The organism is Acinetobacter stercoris, assembly GCF_900323515.1.
In the GTDB taxonomy this organism is placed as follows: domain Bacteria; phylum Pseudomonadota; class Gammaproteobacteria; order Pseudomonadales; family Moraxellaceae; genus Acinetobacter; species Acinetobacter stercoris.
In genome coordinates, this window is sequence record NZ_OOGT01000004.1 from 20939 (window position 1) to 44100 (window position 23162).

23 protein-coding genes and 1 pseudogene are annotated in these 23162 nt (G+C 38.4%); 17 read left to right on the forward strand and 7 right to left on the reverse strand.

Features of this window, described 5'->3' with window-relative positions; all coding sequences use genetic code 11:
- The 9 genes from nuoH to KPC_RS00800 all read left to right on the forward strand — a co-directional run bounded on the left by nuoH (position 1) and on the right by KPC_RS00800 (position 9815).
- Positions 1-1014 (forward strand): NADH-quinone oxidoreductase subunit NuoH, encoded by a 1014-nt coding sequence (gene nuoH, locus KPC_RS00760; protein WP_121972548.1) that lies wholly within the window; start codon positions 1-3, stop codon positions 1012-1014.
- Between the two features lie 18 nt (positions 1015-1032).
- Entirely contained in the window at positions 1033-1575 is a 543-nt protein-coding gene (nuoI, locus tag KPC_RS00765; RefSeq protein WP_121972549.1) for an NADH-quinone oxidoreductase subunit NuoI, read from the forward strand.
- Positions 1575-2099, forward strand: coding sequence for an NADH-quinone oxidoreductase subunit J (nuoJ, locus tag KPC_RS00770; protein WP_171334393.1), 525 nt, complete (start codon positions 1575-1577; stop codon positions 2097-2099). Before nuoI ends, nuoJ begins: the two co-directional genes overlap by 1 nt.
- Positions 2092-2400: an NADH-quinone oxidoreductase subunit NuoK gene (nuoK, locus tag KPC_RS00775; protein ID WP_004827952.1), complete on the forward strand. Its 309-nt coding sequence runs from the start codon at positions 2092-2094 to the stop codon at positions 2398-2400. Before nuoJ ends, nuoK begins: the two co-directional genes overlap by 8 nt.
- Complete coding sequence (gene nuoL / locus KPC_RS00780) at positions 2397-4286, forward strand: NADH-quinone oxidoreductase subunit L (RefSeq protein ID WP_121972551.1); 1890 nt, start codon at positions 2397-2399, stop codon at positions 4284-4286. Before nuoK ends, nuoL begins: the two co-directional genes overlap by 4 nt.
- A gap of 1 nt (position 4287) precedes the next feature.
- Positions 4288-5892, forward strand: coding sequence for an NADH-quinone oxidoreductase subunit M (nuoM, locus tag KPC_RS00785; RefSeq protein ID WP_121972552.1), 1605 nt, complete (start codon positions 4288-4290; stop codon positions 5890-5892).
- A 3-nt stretch (positions 5893-5895) separates the two neighbouring features.
- Positions 5896-7392: an NADH-quinone oxidoreductase subunit NuoN gene (gene nuoN, locus KPC_RS00790; RefSeq protein ID WP_121972553.1), complete on the forward strand. Its 1497-nt coding sequence runs from the start codon at positions 5896-5898 to the stop codon at positions 7390-7392.
- Between the two features lie 117 nt (positions 7393-7509).
- Entirely contained in the window at positions 7510-8145 is a 636-nt protein-coding gene (gene upp, locus KPC_RS00795) for a uracil phosphoribosyltransferase (RefSeq protein WP_121972554.1), read from the forward strand.
- Between the two features lie 182 nt (positions 8146-8327).
- The gene (locus KPC_RS00800) at positions 8328-9815 is read left to right on the forward strand and encodes a tryptophan 7-halogenase (protein ID WP_121972555.1); all 1488 of its coding nucleotides are present in this window, start codon (positions 8328-8330) and stop codon (positions 9813-9815) included.
- Positions 9816-10039: 224 nt separating this feature from the next.
- On the opposite strand, the gene gigC is transcribed toward KPC_RS00800, so the two are convergent.
- Entirely contained in the window at positions 10040-10918 is an 879-nt protein-coding gene (gene gigC / locus KPC_RS00805) for a LysR family transcriptional regulator GigC (protein ID WP_121972556.1), read from the reverse strand.
- A gap of 85 nt (positions 10919-11003) precedes the next feature.
- Here gigC and KPC_RS00810 point away from each other — a divergent pair, with 85 nt between their 5' ends.
- Complete coding sequence (locus KPC_RS00810) at positions 11004-11765, forward strand: ferredoxin--NADP reductase (protein WP_121972557.1); 762 nt, start codon at positions 11004-11006, stop codon at positions 11763-11765.
- Positions 11766-11809: 44 nt separating this feature from the next.
- On the opposite strand, the gene KPC_RS00815 is transcribed toward KPC_RS00810, so the two are convergent.
- Positions 11810-12232, reverse strand: coding sequence for a hypothetical protein (locus KPC_RS00815; RefSeq protein ID WP_121972569.1), 423 nt, complete (start codon positions 12230-12232; stop codon positions 11810-11812).
- A 163-nt stretch (positions 12233-12395) separates the two neighbouring features.
- On the opposite strand from KPC_RS00815, the pseudogene KPC_RS20290 reads away from it, so the two are divergent.
- The 3 genes and pseudogenes from KPC_RS20290 to KPC_RS00825 all read left to right on the forward strand — a co-directional run.
- Positions 12396-12530 (forward strand): annotated as a pseudogene (locus tag KPC_RS20290) (hypothetical protein); the annotation flags it as partial.
- A gap of 287 nt (positions 12531-12817) precedes the next feature.
- On the forward strand, positions 12818-14482 hold the full coding sequence (locus KPC_RS00820; RefSeq protein WP_121972558.1) for a mechanosensitive ion channel: 1665 nt from the start codon (positions 12818-12820) through the stop codon (positions 14480-14482).
- Positions 14483-14554: 72 nt separating this feature from the next.
- The gene (locus KPC_RS00825) at positions 14555-14743 is read left to right on the forward strand and encodes a hypothetical protein (RefSeq protein WP_121972559.1); all 189 of its coding nucleotides are present in this window, start codon (positions 14555-14557) and stop codon (positions 14741-14743) included.
- 15 nt (positions 14744-14758) lie between these two features.
- On the opposite strand, the gene KPC_RS00830 is transcribed toward KPC_RS00825, so the two are convergent.
- From KPC_RS00830 to KPC_RS00850, 5 genes are all read right to left on the reverse strand, one after another.
- A complete protein-coding gene (locus KPC_RS00830) occupies positions 14759-15958 on the reverse strand; it encodes a BaiN/RdsA family NAD(P)/FAD-dependent oxidoreductase (protein WP_121972560.1) in 1200 nt (399 codons plus the stop codon).
- A 65-nt stretch (positions 15959-16023) separates the two neighbouring features.
- Complete coding sequence (locus KPC_RS00835; RefSeq protein WP_121972561.1) at positions 16024-16893, reverse strand: 1-aminocyclopropane-1-carboxylate deaminase/D-cysteine desulfhydrase; 870 nt, start codon at positions 16891-16893, stop codon at positions 16024-16026.
- Between the two features lie 67 nt (positions 16894-16960).
- Positions 16961-18097, reverse strand: coding sequence for an HlyD family secretion protein (locus KPC_RS00840; protein WP_121972562.1), 1137 nt, complete (start codon positions 18095-18097; stop codon positions 16961-16963).
- Positions 18098-18149: 52 nt separating this feature from the next.
- Positions 18150-19805, reverse strand: a complete 1656-nt coding sequence (locus KPC_RS00845; RefSeq protein ID WP_121972563.1) for an MFS transporter — start codon at positions 19803-19805, stop codon at positions 18150-18152.
- An 11-nt stretch (positions 19806-19816) separates the two neighbouring features.
- The gene (locus KPC_RS00850; RefSeq protein WP_121972564.1) at positions 19817-20365 is read right to left on the reverse strand and encodes a TetR/AcrR family transcriptional regulator; all 549 of its coding nucleotides are present in this window, start codon (positions 20363-20365) and stop codon (positions 19817-19819) included.
- A 209-nt stretch (positions 20366-20574) separates the two neighbouring features.
- Here KPC_RS00850 and KPC_RS00855 point away from each other — a divergent pair, with 209 nt between their 5' ends.
- From KPC_RS00855 to KPC_RS20275, 4 genes are all read left to right on the forward strand, one after another.
- Positions 20575-21237 carry a hypothetical protein gene (locus tag KPC_RS00855; RefSeq protein ID WP_146196609.1) on the forward strand — a complete coding sequence of 221 codons (663 nt, stop codon included), beginning with the start codon at positions 20575-20577 and terminating at the stop codon, positions 21235-21237.
- 91 nt (positions 21238-21328) lie between these two features.
- Positions 21329-22090: a class I SAM-dependent methyltransferase gene (locus KPC_RS00860; RefSeq protein ID WP_121972566.1), complete on the forward strand. Its 762-nt coding sequence runs from the start codon at positions 21329-21331 to the stop codon at positions 22088-22090.
- 11 nt (positions 22091-22101) lie between these two features.
- Complete coding sequence (locus tag KPC_RS00865; RefSeq protein ID WP_121972567.1) at positions 22102-22794, forward strand: YcbK family protein; 693 nt, start codon at positions 22102-22104, stop codon at positions 22792-22794.
- 83 nt (positions 22795-22877) lie between these two features.
- Complete coding sequence (locus tag KPC_RS20275) at positions 22878-23063, forward strand: NF038215 family lipoprotein (RefSeq protein ID WP_146196610.1); 186 nt, start codon at positions 22878-22880, stop codon at positions 23061-23063.
- Positions 23064-23162: the final 99 nt, after the last annotated feature.

A 23162-nucleotide genomic window follows, 5' to 3' on the forward strand; every position in this document is an offset into this window, starting at 1 on the left:
ATGAATGAAACTTTACGCGCTCTACCAACATGGGCACAGGATTGGCCAATTGCTTATGCAGTTATCCAGGCTATTGTGATTCTGTTGGTCGTGGTATTGCTTGCGGCATTGATGTCATTTATTGAACGTCGTTTGCTTGGTTTATGGCAAGACCGTTATGGTCCTAACCGTGTTGGTCCGGGTGGTATGTTCCAGATCGTTGCCGACATGCTTAAAATCATGTTCAAAGAAGACTGGACACCAAAATTTGCAGATAAGCTTACTTTCCGTTTAGCGCCTGCAGTTGCGATGGCGACTGCAGTCATGTCATTTATGGTTATCCCTGTAAGTCCTTACTTGGGTGTAGCCGACATGAGTATCGGTCTGTTGTTCTTTATGGCAATGGCAGGTATTGCAGTATATGCAGTGTTATTTGGTGGTTGGTCTTCTAATAACAAATATGCATTACTCGGTGGTCTACGTTCTGCAGCTCAAACCATTTCTTATGAAGTATTCTTGGGTATTTCATTGATGGGAGTAGTTGCGATTGCGGGTTCTTTCAACCTTCGTGAAATTGTAGAAGCACAACGTGATGTCTGGTTTATTGTTCCTCAGTTCTTAGGCTTCATGATTTTTGTGGTTGCAGGTGTTGCGGTAACTCACCGCCATCCATTTGACCAACCAGAAGCAGAACAAGAATTGGCAGAAGGTTATCACGTAGAATATGGTGGTATGAAATGGGGGATGTTCTTCGTTGCTGAATACGTCAACATCATCCTGATTTCAGCATTGATCGTGACTTTATTCTTCGGTGGTTGGTTAGCACCATTCAATCTGGAAATTTCATTTATTCCATCAGCATTCTGGTTTATTGCTAAAACAGCATTCTTTGTAATGATGTTTGTCTTGGCACGTGGTTCTTTAATGCGTCCACGTTATGACCAGGTAATGAACTTTGGTTGGAAAGTGTGTTTACCATTAGCGTTGGTTAACCTTTTGGTGACTGGTGCTGTGATTCTGATGAATCAAGCCTAGGACAGCAGGGAGTACAAAATGTATAAAATTCTAGCTGGAGTAGGATCAATCGTTCGTACGCTGTGGATGGTATTCACCCACGTAACACGTAAACGCGATACGATTTTGTATCCTGAAGTACCAGCCGAACAAATCGTACCTCCACGCTACCGTGGTCGTATTGTGTTAACACGCGATCCTGATGGCGAAGAGCGTTGTGTGGCATGTAACCTTTGTGCGGTTGCATGTCCAGTAGGCTGTATCTCTTTACAAAAAGCAGAAAAGGAAGATGGTCGTTGGTATCCGGAGTTTTTCCGTATCAACTTCTCACGCTGTATCTTCTGTGGTATGTGTGAAGAAGCTTGCCCAACAACGGCTATTCAGCTCACTCCAGATTTCGAGTTGGGTGAATATGTGCGTCAAGACCTTGTATATGAGAAAGAAAACCTACTTATTTCAGGGCCTGGTAAATACCCGGATTATAACTTCTATCGTGTAACGGGTATGGCAATTAACGGTAAAGACAAAGGTCAGGCGCAAAAAGAAAGTGCACCTGTTGACGTACGGAGCTTATTACCATGATTTGGCCATTTTATTTAATGGCTCTCGTGGCCATCATTTCTACGGTTCGTGTTGTCACTAACACGAATCCTGTACATGCTTTATTAAGCTTGATCGTATCGTTACTTGCCGTTGCAGGCATTTTCATGACTATTGGGGCACCATTTGCTGGTGCACTCGAAGTAATCGTTTATGCTGGTGCGATTATGGTGTTATTTGTCTTTGTCGTGATGATGTTGAATCTAGGTTCACATACAGTAGAACAAGAGCGTAAATGGCTGAGTTCAACGACATGGGCATATCCTGCACTTATGAGCTTTTTGCTTGGTTTGGCTTTGGTCTGGATGCTTGGTTCAGACTACACGGCTGCGGGCGCAACTATCGGACAAGAAGTTGTAGGACCTAAAGCTGTCGGTCAGGCACTCTTTACTCGCTATTTATTATTGGTTGAAGTTGCCGCGATGATTTTGCTAGCAGCACTGGTTGCAGCATTCCACTTAGGTAAACGTGAGCCAAGTGCAGAAGGGGAAAAGAATAATGGGTAATATACCTTTAGAACACGGTTTAATCGTTGCTTCGATTCTTTTTGCACTCGGTTTTTACGGTGTAATGGTACGTCGCAACTTATTGTTTATGTTAATGAGCCTTGAAATCATGATGAATGCAGCGGCACTTGCATTCGTTGTGGCTGGTAGTGCATGGGCACAGCCAGATGGTCAAATCATGTTTATCCTGATTTTGACACTTGCTGCGGCAGAGGCTTGTATCGGTCTAGCGATCGTCCTTCAGTTTTATCATCGCTTCCATCATTTGGATGTGGATGCTGCTAGTGAGATGCGCGGATGAGTTATTTATATCTAACGATTTTATTCCCGCTAATCGGTTTTATTTTATTAGCGGCAGGGCGTAATAACCTACCAGAGAAAGTTTCAGCAATTATTGGTGTTGGAGCAGTAGGTTTATCAGCATTATTTGCATTGATTGCAGGATTGGACTTTGTAAATAATGGTTCAGTCTCTCAAACCCAGCATCTTTGGACCTGGTTTAGTGCTGGTAACTTTGCACCTGGTATCAGTTTGCAGCTTGATGGTCTGTCATTATTAATGACAGGTATGGTCACTGGTGTTGGTTTTCTCATCCATATTTTTGCTGCATGGTATATGCGTGGTGAGGAAGACTTTGCTCGTTTCTTCTCATATTTTAACCTGTTTGTTGCAAGTATGCTTTTACTTGTACTGGGTGACAACTTGGCGTTGTTATTCTTGGGATGGGAAGGTGTAGGTCTGTGTTCATACCTGTTGATTGGTTTTTATTATTCAAATCCAAGCAATGGTCTGGCAGCAATCAAAGCATTTACTGTAACTCGTGTCGGCGACGTATTCCTACTTATCGCGTTATTCTTGCTTTACCAGACATTCGGTACTTTGCATACGGCAACAATCGTTGAAAATGCACATGAAGTATTGGCTGGACAGCATTCTTTGGCAATCTGGACAGCATTGATGTTGTTCTTGGGTGCTGCTGGTAAATCCGCACAAATTCCACTTCAAACATGGCTTGCAGATGCGATGGCTGGTCCAACACCAGTATCGGCATTGATCCACGCAGCAACTATGGTAACAGCAGGTGTTTATTTAACTTGCCGTACCTATACTGTATTTGAAATGGCGCCTGAAGTGCTTCAATTCATTGCGATTACAGGTGCGATAACATTACTTGTTGCTGGTTTTGCAGCACTTGTACAGACCGATATCAAACGTATCCTGGCATACTCAACCATGAGTCAGCTTGGCTACATGTTCATGGCTGTGGGTGCAGAAGCATATCAAGCCGGTCTATTCCATATGCTTGCGCATGCATTCTTCAAGGCATTGTTATTCTTGTCTTCTGGTGCTGTTATTCTTGCGTATCATCACGAACAAAACATTTTCAAAATGGGTGGTTTGTTCAAACGTAATAAATTCCTGTTTGCATGTTTCGCTATCGGTGGTGGTGCACTTGCAGCTATTCCATTTATTACTGTGGGCTTTTTCTCGAAAGATGCGATTTTGGGTGCCGTTTGGGTGCAAGGTCAGGCAAATCCGCTTTATGACTGCTTGTACTGGACAGGTGTTATTGGTGCATTCTTAACTTCTATTTATACATTCCGTTTAATCTGGGTTGTATTCTTTGGTGAAGAAAAAACACCTTATCACGATATCAAGGGTGTAACTTACTGGGGACCACTCTCTATCTTACTCGTGCTTTCTACAGCAGTGGGTGCATTACTTAAAGATCCTGTCGCAAATATTTTAAATGCTGCGAAAATTCCGGCATTTGATGTAGCAGAAGCTTTAGAAGCTGGTATGCATAGTGCTGAATATACAGCGGTAGGTATCGCACTTGCTGGTCTGGTTGTCGGGATTATTTTGTTTGCTTTTGCATACAATGCTGTTAAAGGTTTTGCCAATACGTCATTTGGTGCAGGACTTGCAAATATTCTCCGTAATGCGTTTGGTTTTGATGCGTTATATAACATCGTTTTTGTAAAACCATATTTACTTTTGGCGAAGATCATTGGTCGTGATCCTATTGATGGTTTATGGCTTGTATTACCAGCGATCGTAAAAGGTGGTAATAAATTTACCAGCGCTCGTCAAACAGGTTCGCTACGCGAATATGCATCAAGTATGTCACTCGGTGTTGTGGTCTTACTGATGATCTTGATCGTTATTCAGGTAGTGGGGAAATAAGATGGAAATCACAAATAATTGGATTTTGCCCGCTTTGATCCTCGTACCGTTCATTGCAGGTTTTATTTGCTGGCTCGTCGATAAGCTCGACGACCATTTACCACGCTACATAGCCTTAATTGGTATGGTCGTAACTTTAGGGTTAACGATAGCGCTTTGGAGTCATGGTAACTACACATATGAGTTGGGGCAAAAAGCACCAACTTGGGCAGCTGAGTTTTATGTTCCTTGGATTAAAGCTCTAGGTATTAATATTCACCTTGCAGTTGATGGTTTATCACTGCTTATGGTTGGTTTAACTGCTTTGCTTGGTATCTTGGCAGTAGGCTGTTCATGGGGTGAAATCCAGAAGAATGTCGGTTTCTTCCACTTGAACCTGTTGTGGTCACTAGGTGGCGTAATCGGTGTATTCCTTGCAATTGATTTGTTCTTATTCTTCTTCTTCTGGGAGATGATGCTGGTTCCAATCTACTTCTTGATTGCTCTATGGGGGCATCACGGGTCAGAAAACAAATCACGTGTATATGCTGCCACTAAATTCTTTATCTATACACAAGTTGCTGGTCTAGTGATGCTCGTTGGTATCTTAGGTCTAGTTGTGTATGGCTATATGATGACTGGTATGATCGGTTTCGATTATAACTATCTGCTTGCTGTTGCACGTACCTTAGATGCTCAGGCACCTCATGTTGCTTATGCATTCATGATCTGTATGTTCATTGGTTTTGCTGTAAAACTTCCGGTGTTCCCACTTCATGGCTGGCTACCAGATGCACATGCCCAAGCACCTACAGCAGGTTCTGTGGACTTGGCTGGTATTTTGATCAAAACAGCTGCGTATGGTTTACTCCGCTTTGTTATCCCATTCTTCCCGGCAGCTTCTGCACAGTTTGCAGACATTGCGATCATCTTCGGTCTAATTGGTATTTTCTACGGTGCTTGGTGTGCATTCCAGCAAACTGATATGAAACGCCTTCTTGCTTATACATCAATTTCACATATGGGCTTTATTTTACTTGCTCTCTATGCAGGTAACATTATTAGCTTCCAAGGCATCATGATCATGATGTTGGCACATGGTTTATCATCTGCTGCATTGTTCATCATGTGTGGTCAAGTGTACGAACGTCTTCATACACGTGACATGCGTTTGATGGGTGGGCTACGTGGTCAAGTGCAATATTTATCATTCTTCCTGATGTTCTTTATTGCAGCCCTTGTTGGTGTACCAGGTCTAGGTAACTTTATCGGTGAATTCCTGATCATGATGGGATCGTTTGGTAAATTCCCGGCATTTACGATTATTGCCGCTGTAAGTTTAGTATTCGCAGGTCTTTATGGTCTAATCCTGATCCATCGTACTTTATTCGGTACAGCAAAAGATGCACAGAAAGGCTCTAGTTCACTGAAAGATTTATCTGCTCGTGAGATTGTCCTTTTATTGATTTGTGCACTTGGGTTGGTATGGTTAGGGATCTATCCACAATCATTCTTGGATATTTCAAACTCAAGTATGCAGTGGTTAGCAAACAGCTATATTCCTGTTCAAGAAATCGTTGATACTGCCCAACAAGTAGTGACTCAACAAAATGTGGAGATCCAATAAGCCATGAACTTCACAATGTCATTTTCTGAGCTCATGCCATTGGCTCCTGTGATGATCGTGGCTTTAACTACGATCGTCGTGATGATCCTCACTGCAATTAAACGTAATCATAATTTAATCGCAACAGCTTCAGTGGTAGGTCTAAATCTTGCAGCTTTAGATATTTTAATCATGATGTTTGGTGGTGGTTTCGCTCCATCAAACGTGATGAACTTGTTTATGGTTGATCCATTTACATTGCTTTATCAATTGGTGATTCTTATTGCTGCACTAGCATGCTGTACTTTATCGCATGCATATATTGAAACTTATAAAGAAAATCGTGAAGAGCTTTACCTATTGATGTTGGCATCTGTGACTGGTGCTTTATTAATGGTGGCAAGTTCAAATTACGCTTCGTTCTTTATCAGTCTTGAACTTATGTCAATTCCAGTTTATGGATTGTTGGCCTATACCTATCAACGTGAAAAATCATTAGAAGCAGGTGTGAAGTATTTGGTACTTTCTGCTACTGCTTCAGCAATGTTATTGATGGGTATGGCATTCATTTATGCTTATACAGGTTCATTATCATTCTATGATTCTGTTCAGGCATTATTTGAAGCAATTCGTCAACCGATGGTAGTATTAGGCTTAGGTTTAATCATTTTTGCTATTGGATTTAAGCTTTCGCTTGCTCCATTTCATAAATGGACTCCAGACGTTTACCAAGGTGCGCCAGCTCCGATTGCTACATTCTTGGCTACAGTTGCTAAAGTTGCAACAATTGGTTTGGTGATCCGTTTCTTATTGACTTCAGGTGCGATCCTTATCCCGTCGATTGATACAATCATTATGATTATCGCGGTGCTTTCAATCCTTGTCGGTAACATGCTTGCAGTTCGTCAAGTCAACTTGAAACGTATTTTAGGTTATTCATCTATTGCACATTTTGGTTACTTACTTATCGGTTTAGTCAGTATGACCTATGCAAGTCTGGGTAGTGTTGGTGTTTATATTATTGCCTATACTTTGACTACGATTGGTGCATTTGGCGCTGTAGCTTTAATGTCTAGCCCATACAATAATCTCGATGAAGCTGAGAGCCTTGCAGATTATCGGGGACTGTTCTGGCGTCGTCCAGTGCTTACAGCAACTTTAACAGTAATGATGCTGTCTTTAGCGGGTATTCCGTTAACAGCAGGTTTTATTGGTAAATTTATGGTCATTATGGCTGCTGTAACAACCCAGCACTGGTTCCTGGCAGCAATGATTATTGTTGGTAGTGGTATTGGTTTGTATTATTACCTGCGTGTAATGGTTGTAATGTATATGACTCCACCAGACCAGCCTCGTATTGATGCTGTCGACCATTGGGGACAAAAAGTGGGGGGTATTATGGTGCTTGGTGCGGCTGCTTTGGTTTTGATCATTGGTGTTTATCCAGATCCGATTATCAACCTTGCGTTAAAGTCTGAAATCTTGTCACCGTTGCATTTCATCTTGAGTCAGCAACATTAATCTGTAAAAACGATAAGTTTTAACAAAAAAAGCCCTCATTCGTTGAGGGCTTTTCTTATTTATTATCAAAAAAACAATTATAATATTTCAACTTTACTGTATTTTAGGTGTTCTCCCGTGGCTATTCATGAAATTCGTCATCCGCTCATTCGTCATAAATTGGGTTTATTACGTCGTGCAGATATTAGTACCAAGAATTTTCGTGAACTGGCTCAGGAAGTCACTATGTTGCTAACTTATGAGGCAACCAAAGATTTACCTGTTGTAGATCATGAAGTTGATGGTTGGGCTGGTAAAGTTATTACACAACGTATTGCTGGTAAAAAAATCACTGTAGTTCCAATTTTACGTGCTGGAATAGGGATGCTTGAAGGCTTTCTTAATCTAATCCCAAGTGCCAAGGTATCTGTGTTAGGTTTAGAACGTGATGAAGAAACTTTACAGGCACGTACATACTATAAAAAGCTTGTACCAGATGTTCAAAATCGTATTGCAATGATCATTGATCCAATGTTGGCTACAGGATCATCTTTAGTTGCTGCAATTGATGTGTTAAAAGCAAGTGGGTGTAAGGATATCCGTGTGATGGTGTTGGTTGCAGCTCCTGAAGGTATCAAAAAAGTAGAAGAAAAACATCCTGATGTAACTATTTTCACTGCTTCAATTGACCAAGGGTTAAATACTAGCGGTTATATTGTTCCAGGTTTAGGTGATGCAGGTGATAAAATCTTTGGTAGTGTGCAAAAAGATTGATTGAATTATTATTGTAATAATCATAAAAAAAGGCTTATAAAAGGCCTTTTTTTATATTTAAATGATAATGTAGAAAAAATAAAAATATATAAATCAATGGGAAATTATTAAATTAATCTGCTATTAAAGAAAATACAGTTTATAGTATCTTGCGGGGATAATATCAATAAATAAGGTTCGCTATGCTTGATTTAAGAAATGCCAAACAGATTACTGTTATCGGTGGGGGAGCTGCAGGTTGGTTTGCAGCATTAGTTATTCGAAAAATATTTCATCCTGGTGTTGCAGTTAAAGTAATTGCTTCTGAAAAAATAGGTATAGTTGGGGTAGGTGAAGGAGGGCTACTCAATATTGTTCAGACCCTGAATCATTTACAGATTCCAACTGGAGAATTTATTAAAGAAACCAAAGCAAACTATAAATTGGGGTTTCGATATAAGGGGTGGCGTACTGGGCTTGAAAATGATGAATATTTTCATTTTTTTATGAATCACCGTTTAGTTGAAATGTCAGAAAAATATGCTGATATTTATCCTGTGATGGCGGCTTACATTGCTTTGGGAAAAGAATTACATAAAATTATTCCTATTTATCAGGATATTATAAAGCCAATTGGTTTTGATGAAATGACTAAACATTTGCTACAAACTGAAAATCAGGGGGGAATAGGTGTTAGTTTTCATTTTGACAGTTTTGCGGTCGCAGAGTTTTTGAAAAAAATTGCTATACAAAGACATGTAGTTTATGAAGATGCTGAAGTGCAAGACTTTGAACAAGATGAGCAAGGAAATGTATGTAAGATTATCACTGACAAAGGCATTACACAGACCGACTTTATCATTGATGCATCTGGTTTTAAAAGAATATTGATTGGTAAATATTTGAAATCTGACTTTGAATCATTTGAAAAATATTTAATTTTAGACAAGGCAATTCCTTATCATTTACAGCACCCTAAAGAGAATCCTGAGTTAATTACAACAGCAACAGCATTTGAAGCTGGCTGGGAGTGGCAAATTCCGTTAAAAGACAGGATTGGGGCTGGATATGTATTCAGTAGTGCTCATAAAACCGAACAACAGGCTATGGATGAGCTGGAACAAAGGCATGGCAATAAAATTGAATTGTTTAAAACTTTAAGTTTTGTTCCTGGTATATATAAAAAAGTCTGGATCAAAAATGTTGTGTCAGTTGGGTTAGCTTCAGGATTTGTTGAACCATTGGAAGCCACATCTCTGGGACAAACATTTGAACAATTGAGAAGCTTGGGGCAGGTCATCAGTCAATCTGGATGGTTGATTACAGACAAAAATATAGAAAAATATAATGAAGGAAATTTGCTCGCATGGCATGGGATTCGTGATTTTCTTCGAATGCACTATGATTGTACCCGTAAGGACAATGCTTTTTGGCAAGATATTTCTAATCTTCCGTATCCTGATGAATATCATGAGCTTAAGCAGATTATGCAACAACGTACTTTAAGGGAAATCGATATCAATCATTATATTGGAAAAGGTTGGCAAGGGATTTTTCATGTACATAACTGGTCATTGGTGGCAGATGGTTTGGGTTTGATTTCAAAACAGGCTGCAGTCAATGATTTGAATTTACTGCCGAAAGAAGTTGCGATTAAAGCATTTGAACAGGTTCAGATGAAAATGACATAATTTTCAAGATGTAAGTATTTATCCAAGATAGATAAATGAAAGTAATAAAGCTTTAGGATTTTTATTAAATGTTCACATAAATGATCTGATGGCTGAAGTTTATAAGTAAATTCTAATTATTCTAGACTAGTAAACAGATGGGTACTCAAAAACAGTTACTTTCCATAGATTACATGTTCTGATTTACTCTGCTACTCCCATATGGGAGTAGCCTGATTTATATATTAATTTTCACAAAAGTTCATAAATGCTTTCAACCCTGGTCCCTGATATTTCTGACGATGTACAAGCATAAATAGAGGGCGGGTCAATTGCCAGAATGGTGTATCCAGTATAACAAGTTGCCCTTTTTCACGAAGTGGTTCAATTGCAAGCTTTGAAATGCAGGACATTCCTAGACCACCAGCGACAATTTTTAAAATAGCTTCATTATGACCTAGTGTAAGACGGATATTCGCATTAGGTAAATCTTGCAAGATAGCATTATCAAAGACTTCACGTGTACCAGAGCCTTCTTCACGTAGAATCCATTCAACGTTGTTAAAATCATTCACTGTCAAAGTACGCTCAAGTCGAGCAAGTGGATGTTGAGGAGAGCAGCAGACAGCTAATTCGTCATCACGCCAATGGATACATTGTAGCTGTGGCAAGTGACATGAGCCTTCAATAAGTGCTAAATCGAGTTGGAACTGGTTTACCGCCTCGATCATTTGGCGTGTATTGCCAACCTGTAGCTGTAAATGTGCCTGAGGTTGTTTTTGCAAAAAACCAGCCATTAGATCAGGCATTAAATAATCACTAATGGTGAGGGTTGCACCAATTCTTAAATCAATGCTTTGTAATTCACCTTTCGCTGCCTGTTCAAAAGCTTCACAACGCCCTAGTATTTCCAAAGCTTGCGGAAGCAAAAAACGACCTAGATCATTAAGTTGTAAGCGTTTACCCAAACGATCAAATAATGGAGCACCCAGGCCATCTTCTAAATCAGCTAAAGCCATACTCGCAGCACTTTGAGTCAGTCTTACTGCATCACTAGCTTTAGTCACAGTTCCTTCTTGGGCGACTGCTACAAAAACAGCCAATTGGCGTAATGTCATGCGCATGGAATTTAGCCTTAACATTTAAAATTATTCAAAAATATGAGTGTCATGCTACCATGAGCAGTGTCGTTCATGCCACGTTGAAATCATGTCAATTGAAAAATTTAGCTTAGAAAAAGTGTTATCTGTTCATCGCTGGACGAATAATCTGTTCAGTTTTACCATGACAAGACCAGCACATTTTAAATTTACCGCAGGTCAGTTTGCGCGTATAGGTCTGAAAGTTGGTGATGATCTGGTTGTCAGGGCATATTCGGTTGTTTCGTCTCCTTTTGATGAGACACTTGAGTTTTTCTCGATCGTCGTTCCTGATGGCGCATTTACTTCCAATCTACAACATTTAAAAGTAGGCGATGAACTTTATCTAGAAAAAATTCCTTATGGTTTTTTGACGTTGGCACGTTATCAGTTACCGCTTCCTAGAGATTTATGGTTATTGGCTACAGGAACAGGGTTGGCACCATTTCTTTCAATGCTACAAGATTTTGAAACCTGGTCAAAATATTCATCTATAACCTTGGCTTATAGTGTAAGAACCACCTCTGAATTAGCCTATATTGATCGTATTAATGAGATTGTAGAGACATTTGGTGAGGGGCATACTGGCTTTAAATTTGTCCCGATAATTACACGGGATCCGCTCGCACCTTTGCATGAACGTTTGCCTGTACTTATCGAAAATGGTGAATTGGAAAATGCTGTTGGCTTAAAATTTAATCCTGATACGACGCATGTCATGTTATGTGGTAATCCGCAAATGGTTGATGATACAAAGGCTGCATTAAAGGCAAGAGGATTGACGATGAATAGACGTGGAGAGGGGAATATTGCTGTAGAAAATTATTGGTAATTTTCAATATTAGTGATGATTTCTATTTTTTGATAAGGATATGTTTAATGTACAAACATATCCATAAATTCACGAAGCTCATAGATAGCAGTATCTAAATCGCTGGTGAGCCATGTTGGTTCAAAAAAGCCGGCATAGTATTCCAGACGTTCAGCAGGCACGACTAAACGAATTGGACATTCTTCTTCAAGTAAACGCCAGGGAATAATTGGAACGTCATTATCCAGAAATGGGTGTACATTACGAATATCAATAATCATTGCATTGATACAATCAGGAAAAGGCATCACTGATAATTCTTCAGTACGACGTCGAAAGTATTCCAGATCACCCCATTTTAAAAGATAACTTGGTTTATGAAACTCAAGTATTCCAATTAAATGTTCATCTCGTGTTGTATGTAGATAACATTGATGGGTGACATCTGTGTCTAGATCAAGAGATACAGGTTGCCTTTGATATGACATAAAGTTGGAAATCAAAAATAGAGGGACAGTATTATAGCGCATTTTGCAGCCAGACTTTGAATAATTGTGATAAATACCTCCAATAACAAATTTTCACACACAGCCATAAGAAATAGAGATAGTATAAAAATTCACCAATCGATTATAAATAAGAGAGGTGCGTATGCAACATGATTTTAAACGACCATCACATGTAACCAGTGCTGAAGAAATTGCTCAAAAACGCCGCTTACCTGTTTATATGCTGATTATTGTAGGTTTGTTCTTTTTAGCAATGTTGCTTTATATGATTGCTGACTGGGCAAAATAAGTTATTGAATAAACTGGTCATTGAAAATTATTCAGTGATAAAAATATCAAATCAACAGTGATGTCAAATTTGATATATCTATAAAGTTGAAATATATAAAAAAGCTTTAGTTTCTTGCTAAAGCTTTTTTAATGCCTGTAAAACTTTTGTTGTATTTATGCATAGTTTGCTTGAATAAAAAATCACCTATTTATAATGTTGTATCTAATAAGATACAAATCTATTGATAACACAACAACATCTTTGCCAATAGATGATAACAAGAGGGTAATACGATGAATGGTTATTTTACTGGAGATCCAAGAGGATTAAATATGATGTATTACTGGGATCAGTTTCATCCCATTATCGCAGCAGTTTTAATCCTCATTGTAGGATGGATTATTGCATTGATTGTTGCAGCAGGTATTAAAAAACTGCTACAAAAAGTGAATACAAATCATAATCTTTCCAGTGCAACAGGGAGGACTGTTGCAGATTCACATAGACCTGATTATGAGTCGATAATCTCAAAATTCGTATTTTGGTTTATTTTAATTTTAGCCGTTATTGCTGCACTTAACGTACTCAATATCAGTAGTGTCAGTGGACCACTTAGTGACATGATCGGGCAGTTTTTAATTTTTGTCCCTAATATTATTGCTGCTATCGTTGTTGGATTTATTGGCTGGGTCGTTGCACGTTTAGCAAGAGCAGGGTTGGTCAGGGTTTTAGCCAAAACGCAGCTTGATGAAAAACTCAGTGCAGATGTTGGGGTAAGCCCGATCAGTGAAAATATTGCTGAAATTATTTATTGGCTAATCTTATTATTATTCTTGCCTATTGTACTTTCGATTTTGGGATTAAATGGTTTACTCACACCAGTACAAAATATGGTGAATGTTGCTGTTTCATATATTCCAAATATATTTATAGCTGGTGTGATTATTTTTGTAGGATATATTCTTGCAAAAATTGTGCGGGGAATTGTTGAGGGTTTAACCAATAGTCTGAATTTACAAAGTCAGGCAGAAAAGATCGGATTATTTAAAAACTCAAATGTCTCTAAGTTTTTAGGCTCATTTGTCTTTGCAATTATTATTATCACAGCATTAATTGTAGCGTTTGAAGCATTGGGTATCGAAGCGATTTCCGCACCAGCGACTCTAATGCTGAGTCAAATCATGACAGCTATTCCAAATGTGATTGCTGCCGGATTGATTCTGGTTCTTGCCTATATTGTTTCACGTTTTGTTGCCAGACTGGTTGCAGAGCTTGTGGCTGGAACAGGTGTTGATGAGATTCCTGAAAAGCTGGAAGTTCAGCGCTTTTTAGGTAATACCAAAGTTTCACATATTTTGGGTTATCTAATCGTATTCTTCACTATGCTGTTTGCTGTATCAGAAGCAGCAAATAGACTCGGTTTTGAGCAAATCAGTGAGCTGATTGCAATCTTTATCCAGTTTGGTGCAAGTATTTTACTGGGTGCTGTCATTTTGGTAATTGGTTTCTGGTTAGCAAATATTGTCGCAAATGTTGTACAACGTGGTGAATATAACAGTTCAAGATGGTTAGGTAATCTGGTTCGTATTCTGATCATGGGATTGGTTCTTGCCATGGGGCTAAGAGCAATGGGTATCGCTGACTCTATTGTGAATCTGGCGTTTGGATTAACGCTTGGTTCGGTAGCTGTCGCTTTTGCTCTGGCATTTGGACTTGGAGGCAGACAACCTGCCGAACGGGTACTGACTGATTTGATTGATAAAGCTAAAAAAGAAGCTAATCAGCCGAATCCACTTCATCAGGAAGAAACGTCAACTGTTAATCCAGATACACAAGTGCATAACCAAGTCACTGAGGATATTGACGTTATTGAATCTGAATATAAGGATGCAAATCCTCCTTATGGTTCAACCGAAGAATCCTCTAAAGATACAGATTCAAAAGATGACCTAAAATAACCTTTTAATTTAATGAAAGATCGATCAGGATAAATATGGTCGATCTTTTTTATTTTTATGAGGGGGATAAAGATGCCGCAAAAGAAATTTAATAAATTTTTAGCACCTATTGTGATTGCTGGAATAACAGTGGGTTTTTTGGCAAGTGCTTATAAGTTTGTCTTTGCAAAACCTAAAAAGAAAAAGCAGGAAACACATCAGTTACAGAATGATTTATATAGTGAAAATCAGCAAACAGATGAAATTGAAGAGGTAAAATAAATACCTCTATTATTGTTAAACATAATGTGATGCGGCATATGCTGATGACCATGCCCATTGAAAGTTAAAACCACCTAAATGTCCTGTGACATCAAGTACTTCACCAATGAAGTACAAACCTTTTTGCTTTTTACTTTCCATTGTTTTTGAGGATACTTCACTGGTATCAACACCACCTAATGTCACTTCGGCAGTACGATAACCCTCTGTTCCAGAGGGTTTGACCTCAAAAGCATGTATGCTGTTCGCAATTTGTAGTAGTTTTTCATCACTCACATTTGATATCGGTGTCTCAGCGATATCAGGCCAAATCAGGTTTTGAAACTCTAGTGTGACATTTTTGGGTAAATGTTCATTTAGTAATGTACGAAGTAGTGCTTTAGGGTGGCTTTGTTTTTTATTTTTTAAAAAGTTGGCAATGTCCAAAGATGGTAATAAATCAATGTGAAAACTTTGTCCTATATCCCAGTAGTTTGAAAGTTGTAGGGAACTAGGTCCACTTAAACCACGATGAGTGAAAAGGAGTGCTTCATTGAAACTATTCAGGTCATTTGAAAGCGTAGCATTAATTGCATTACCACTTAAGCGGGTTGTAACTTCTTTGAACTGATCTGAGAAAGTGAAAGGGACCAAACCTGCTCGGGTAGGATAAACATGATGTCCAAATTGTTTTGCCAGTTCGTAGCCAAATCCTGAACCACCTAGGGTAGGGATAGACAAACCTCCTGTAGCGACCACAACAGAGTGGCATTGAAAATGCCCCTGAACAGTAGAGATTTGAAAGTCATATTCCTCTATAGCTGTGACTGCTTTGACTTCACAGTTGGTTTTAATATCAACTCTACCTGTGTTTTCACATTCATTTTCAAGCATTTTCAAAATTTCTTTTGCACCATTTAATGTGAAAAGTTGTCCATGCTTACGTTCTTCGTATTCAATATCATATTCGCAAACCTTGCCAATAAAGTCCCAGTTGCTATAACGGCTAAGTGCAGAAATGACGAAATGAGGGTTATGCGATATATAGTTCTCAGGTTCAACATATAAGTTCGTAAAATTACATTTACCACCACCAGACATGAGGATCTTTTTGCCTATTTTATTGGCTTTTTCTAAAATAAGAACATGGCGACCACGTGCAGCAGCGAGAGCAGCCAACATTAAGCCAGATGCACCAGCACCCAATACGATGACATCATATTGTTGAGAAGACATAAGGAACTCGCCATGATTAAAAGCCGCGAATTATAGCTAAGTTTTCTGTAAATTTCAGGTGTTGATCAACGTGAAATTTTACCTTGCAGACCACCACTATGAATGATCAGGATCCGGCTATGTTTGGGGAAATAGTTTTTTGAGATAAGATCCATGATACCGTACATCATTTTTCCTGTATAAACTGGGTCAAGGGGAATGTGATATAGATCTTCAAAGTCACCTATAAACTGATGTAGCTCTGCTGAAAATTTAGCATACCCGCCAAAGCAATAATCATCCGTAATATTCCAATTGATTTTTTGTGTCCACCTTTGCACATCGTATTTTTGGAAATTACCTTTTAGTGCTGAAAACCCCAGAATTTTTTGTCGCTCATTACTTGCTTCAATGATTCCAGAAATTGTTCCTCCTGTTCCAACGGCACAACAAATATAGTCATAATCCAGTTGATCCTGAGATGTGAGTATTTCCTTACAACCTTGTATTGCCAGATGATTTGTTCCACCTTCCGGGATGATATAGCTTTCTGGATAAGTGGTTTTCAACTGCTCAAGGAATATGGGATCATTCCTTTGTCTATATTTTTCACGTGAAACAAAGTCAAACGTCATACCGAATTTTTGTGCTGTAGCTAAGGTATGATTAAGAGGCTGATGGATAAGTTCTTCACCACGAATAATGCCAATACTTTGAAATCCAAATAAATGGGCGGCATATGCAGTTGCTGCAATGTGATTTGAATAAGCACCACCAAAAGTAATGAGACAATGTGCTTCCAATTTTTTTGCTTTTTGCAGGTTATATTTGAGTTTGTAAAATTTATTTCCTGATATTTCAGGGTGAATCATATCTAGACGTTTAACTGTGAGGTGCAGGGGACTGTCCAGATTGATTTTTTGATAAGGAATAATTTCAGCAATACTGTCAAACATACAAAATGGTTGGATTGATATTTCACAGTATTGTACTGAATATTGAGACTCATATGTTAAAGAGCTTTTATTTCAATATTGGTTCGGATGCTGTATCTACAGAAGTGACAACAGACATACCAGGGCGTAAAAACTCTAAACCCTTTTGATCTGGATCAATTGCAATACGCACAGAAATACGTTGCACAACTTTAGTAAAGTTTCCTGTTGTATTATCTGGTTTTAGCACACTAAATTCTGCCCCGGCAGCAGGCGATATTTCCTCAACACGACCATAGAATTTCTGATGATGCATTGCATCAACAGTAAACCATGCTTTTTGCCCGATTTTCATATCCGCAATTTGTGTTTCTTTGAAATTTGCTGTCACCCATGTATGTTTAGGGATGAGATATAATAGTTGTGTTCCTGCGGCAACATATTGGCCGACACGTGGCGTAACTTCACCTAACTGTCCGTCCATTGGGGCTGAAATAATACTATAATCTTTCGTGGTGATTGCCTGATCCAGTTGTGCATGGGCACTCGTTACTTGAGCTTTTAGACCAGATTCAGCAACCTGCGCGGTTTTTAACGCCTGATTTGCAACCAAAACATTTGCTTCAGCTTGTTTTAACAGTGCCAAATTATTTTTCGCATCTGCGGCAGCTTTATCTAAATCAGACTTGGAAGTTGCACCAGTATTCCCCAGTTCCTGATAACGTTTTAATTGTGCTACAGACAACTCATAGGTCGCTTTAGCCTGATCTACTTTGGCTTTTGCAGCGATAATATCTGCTTTACGTTGTTCTATTGCTTGCGTCTGGTTAGCGAGACTATTTTTTGCCTGATCAACACCAGACTCAGCTTGGGTAATTTTTTGATCATACATGGTAGGGTCAATACGCATAAGGATTTCACCCTTTTTAACGTGATCAAAATCAATAACAGAAACCTCTTTTACGTAACCGTTGATTTGAGAAGATAGAATAGTTGTTTTCCCTTTCACATAACTATTGTCTGTTGACTGAACAGCATTATTAAATGGGCCGATTTTCCATGCCCACATAATTACACCAATCCCAACCAATAATACGAAAAACATAAGTACCAAGGTGCGTGTTGCTGTTGGAATCAGTTTACTCGAAGGCGGTGGAGCTGCTGGAGTGGCATGAACTTTAGAAGGTTCTGATGGCTTTTCAGTATTATTTTGTTCTTGCGTCATAAGTTCACTCAATCAACTAAATATGGGGTTAAATAACAAGCTGAATTTGGTTTTATTCGCCAGGTTTTGCCATACGTTGCTGCTTTCTTAACTGGTATTTACTTCGGGCGATATTGAAACTCCCCCAAATCAGTAATAACACTGCAAATATACCATTTAAAGCAATAACATCATTATATGCACGCACCTGAGCTTCACGGGTAACGACCTGATTTAAATTCCGGATTGCCTGGTTTTGTTCGAGTGAAGGGTCGATTGTATATTTGGTTGCACTTTGCGTATACGTAGCCAGACGTTGTGCAACCAGCGGGTCAGTTCTTGGAAGATCACTTACAATTTCATTGCTATGATATTGTGTCCTGATTTGTTGATATGTCGAGAAAAATGACGAACCAATCAGACCTCCAAAATTTTGGGTTGCAGAAAACAGCACCACAAATGTGACCATATGTGTAGGACCTTTTTGCAGGGCACTAATAATACCAGTCAATAGTAACGGTCCAATAAACATACCACTCGCAAAGCCAACTAAAAACTGGCTACGATAAAAGTTTGCGGGACGCACATCACTAGTCAGGTGATAATCCAGAGCACATGCGATCAGGATGAGTAGTTCCGCAAGAAGTAGATGCCAAACCATTCGTTCTCTAGCGAAAGTCATGGCACTAAAAATTGTTCCAGAAGTAATACCGAGAAAAATCACTACATAAAGTGAAACGAACTGATCTGGTCCCATTCCCACGGTTTTTAAAAAGTTAACAGCTGCATAGCTTTGTTCAGACATTAGAAAACGGATTGCCAATGCGCCAATGATAAATCGAATGGTTGGGGCAGTGCCGAGCCAGCGGGTCATGATGAGCGGGTTGACCCTAAAATGCTCATAGACAAGACCTACGACAATCAGTACAAATCCTGCCATCAGTACATAAGCAATCCATGTGGCGTTAAACCACCACAAAATTGGTCCTTGAGTTAGAACTATACATAGACAGGCAAATCCAGGTGCGAGTAGTGCAAAGGTAAAAAAATCCTGTTTTTCAAATACTTCAATGCGCAAACTACGTGGTAGTTTAAGCGAAACGACCATAGCTAGGCAGCAAAGAGCCAGACCAAGCTCAAAGGTATAAAGTTGGGTCCAGTCATTTACATCAACCAGATAAGGAGAAATAATCCATGCTAGCGGAACACCAAGTTGCTGAAAGCCTAGTGCCAAGTACATCCCTTTGCCAAAATGTACACGTTTGAATGCCTGCATGATGTAATACATGCCAAGAGAACTCAAAGGGGCTGCTGCTAATCCACTGACAATCCGGACAAACAATGCCATATGAAATGTATGTACAAACAGATGTAAAATCAGGACACAAATAAATAGAACCAGTCCAAGCTCGGAAAACAAACGCAACCCATATTGTTGGCGAGCTTTGAATAAAATCAGGTTAGAACTGACATTTGCCATGACATAAGCAGCAGGAATCCATGCACCTTCTGCTGGTGTTAAACCGTATTCGCCCTGAATAATCGGTAAATTTGCTGTAATAAAACCATTACTTAAACTGCCAGAGATTGCGATAAATATGCCAATAAACAAATAAAGCAAACGTTTATGGTTTGAATGTGCAATTGCGGCAGGTGAACCAGGTAACGTTGGACGTTCTTCCGGTGTCCAGTCTGGTGTTGGTTCTAGAATACGAGGTGCTTTATCCATAGAGACCTCAATTAGGCTTTAATACCGTTAATTAACAAATCGACAGCACGATTTGCCAATTTGATTTGTTCATCATCTGTCAGACCTTGAAAAGAAGAACGCAAAATTCCAACGATCATTGCATAATCTTTTGGAGTTAGGTCAGCGCGGCAAACTTTGTGCTGAACCGCCTTATCAATCAGCGGTTGTAAAATCGCATCTCGCCTTGTATATATTTCTATCAGTATTGGATCATGGTGGTCAATTACTCGCCAGTAATCAACCAAAGCTGTAAGTTGGGGAAGGTTATTGACATAATTACGAATGAGCTGAAATAGACCATCTTCAAATTGTATAAAATAATTGGCATTTTTTTCTAAACGTTCAAGACCAAATTCAAGTAGAGCAATAACCAGTTCTTTACGATCTTTAAAATTCCGATAAAAAGTTGCTCGTCCAACACCTGCCTGATCAATAATCTTTTGCAAGGGTGCACGTATTCCATGATGACGGAAAATAATAAGTGCTGCCTTCAACAAATCTTCGCGATTTTGAGCAGCCTGTTGCTGGCGTGTAAGCATACAAATAGGCATGGGGAATGATCGTTATATTTAACGGACATTTTTGTCCGTTGTAAATTATGATTCGGATGTGTTTTTGTAAAAAATTTACAACATGATTCATTTTACAAATCAACCATATTTTTAAGTCATGAAATGCATGAATATAAAAAAATATTCTATGAGAATAATAATTTTTAGGACTAGAAATCAGGTTTTATAAACGTACTATGTTCAAGATGTTTTTAATAGGTTTGATCATATTAGGATCAACAATAGTATTTGTTGCCTGTTACCCTGAAAATAAGAAACAAGACTATCCATATGAATTCCCAAATAAAATTGTGGAAAAGCAATTTGCACTCTGGTACGAAAAACAAGATAAAAACAAGATCACAGAATATCAAAACTATGTAGAGAAATATGTAAAGCGAGTTCCGAGTATATTTGAGCTAACTTATAACCAAACCAATAATTTAAAAAATTGTGAGAAATACCAGTTTAATATCCCACCCAAAGAGTACTGGAAAAATATTATTGGTACATTGCAAATGGTTGAAAAATTACAAGAAAATGGTTTGTTTGAGCAATATCGAATCATTTCAAGCTATCATCCAGATTTAGAAAGTGCATGTTTTAGTCATTCACCCATTAGTCCCCATATGCATAATCAGTCAATAGATATACAGGTTTTGGATGAAAATCATCAACCATATATGAATAAGACATTGATTATGAATAAAATGTGTCTTTTTTGGAGAAAGGAAGGGCGAGAACTGCGAATGGGATTAGGTATCTATGATCAGGATATTTTTCATATTGATACTTTAGGGCATAGAACGTGGGGCACAGGGCACTCTTTACAACGCTCACCATGTTATACATTTAAATAACTTTTAGTAATTAATTTAATTAAAAAACATTATTTTTATTTTTGTATTCTGCGGTTTATTGTTGTTGCTTATATAACCAGAGCAACAAGAAATGAAAACACAACATAAATTGAATCAAGAGCAATACCAGGATAAGTCAGAAGCCTATTTACATAGTAGTGTTCATGCAGAAGGTCAGGAATTTGGCAAAATGCGCATGCTGATCCAACAACATAAATTAAAAAATATTTTGGATCTAGGGTGTGGCGGTGGACATGTTACATATCAAATCGCAGCTTATGCTGATCAAGTGATTGCTTATGACTTAACTCCAGAGATGGTGAAACTCGTTCAACAGCAGTCAAAACAAAAAAACTTTAGTCATGTTATCGGGCAAGTTGGTTCAGCAGAGCAGTTAGCATTTGATGCAGCTACTTTTGATTGCATTATTTCTCGTTACTCTGCACATCATTGGCAAAATGTTGGGCAAGCAATGCTTGAAATGAACAGGGTGCTAAAACAACACGGAAAAATCATTATCTTCGATATCTTAGGGCATTCAAATCCAGTATTTGATAGTTTTTTACAAAGTATAGAAATGATTCGTGATCCCAGCCATGTGCGTGATTATAGTTTGCAGGAATGGACGCATTTTGCTGAATATGCCGGTTTTCGCATCGAGACAATTGAGAAACAACATGTGGCGTTGAATTTCCAGCATTGGGTACAACGCATGCAAACACCAATTGAAGCCATTAATACAATCCGGTATTTACAACAAGCAGTTTCAGATGAGGTTAGAAAATATTATCAGATTCAGGATGATGGATCATTTACCAGCGAAGCATTATATTTAGTATTAAGTAAAAATTAAATCGATTACAAATGAATATTTTATCTTTTAATATTGGGGGCAAGTTTTTCGGACTAATTAGTTTGATACTTTTATTGATCGCGTGTGGACATCAAACTGATCAATCTGAAATAAGTTCAAAAACATTGAAACATCAGCAGCAATTTAATCAATGGCAAAAAACACAGGATCCTGTGTTATTGCAACAGTATCAAAATATGATCAATGAAAATTTGAAACACAAGTTATCTTTATATGAATTGACTTATACTGCGCATCATTTACCAAAAAATTGTGAAATATTCAGATTTGCTATTCCGGCTGAAAAAGAATGGAAAAGAATTATACCCAGTTTGCAACTTATTGAAAAACTACAAGAGGTCGGAATATTTAAACAATTTCAAATAATTTCAACCTATCGTAGTCCTCAGCTAAATAGCTGTGTTGGTGGCGCCAAGAAAAGCCAGCATTTAAATAATTTTGCAGTAGATTTTAAAGTCTTAGATGAACATGGGAAAGCTTATTCTGATTATAAAAGCATAGAGCATGAACTATGCCTCTTTTGGCAAGAATACGGTGCTGAATATAAACTGGGATTGGGTGTTTATCCGAGTCATAGTTATCATATTGACACAGTCGCATATCGAACTTGGGGTGGGGATTATCGAACTCAGTCTTCGCCATGTTACCAGATGAAAGTGAGTGAAATGCAGAATAAAAGCTGAATTAATTTGTAANAGAAAATAGATGATTTTTTAAACAAGAATGTTATTCTAAAAACATAACAAAAATGAGTTGAGGATATGTGATGAAAATATTATCCGTATATTTGTTTGTACTCACTACATTTACAATTCTGGGATGTAGTCAATCAAGCTCTAACTCCGAAAAATTATCTGTTCGCCCTCTGAGTATTGCTGGTGTGCCTGTTTATGATCGAGACTATCAGTTGAATGCAAGAGAAAATAGTTCGATCTTTGTCCTGCCTAAGTAAACTGCAAAGCATATATTTAGAAAATTTTACTCTAAGTATATGCTCTGGTGTGTCTTATTAATTCAACAGTTTGTTCTAAAAATAGTGCTCTATTAACAT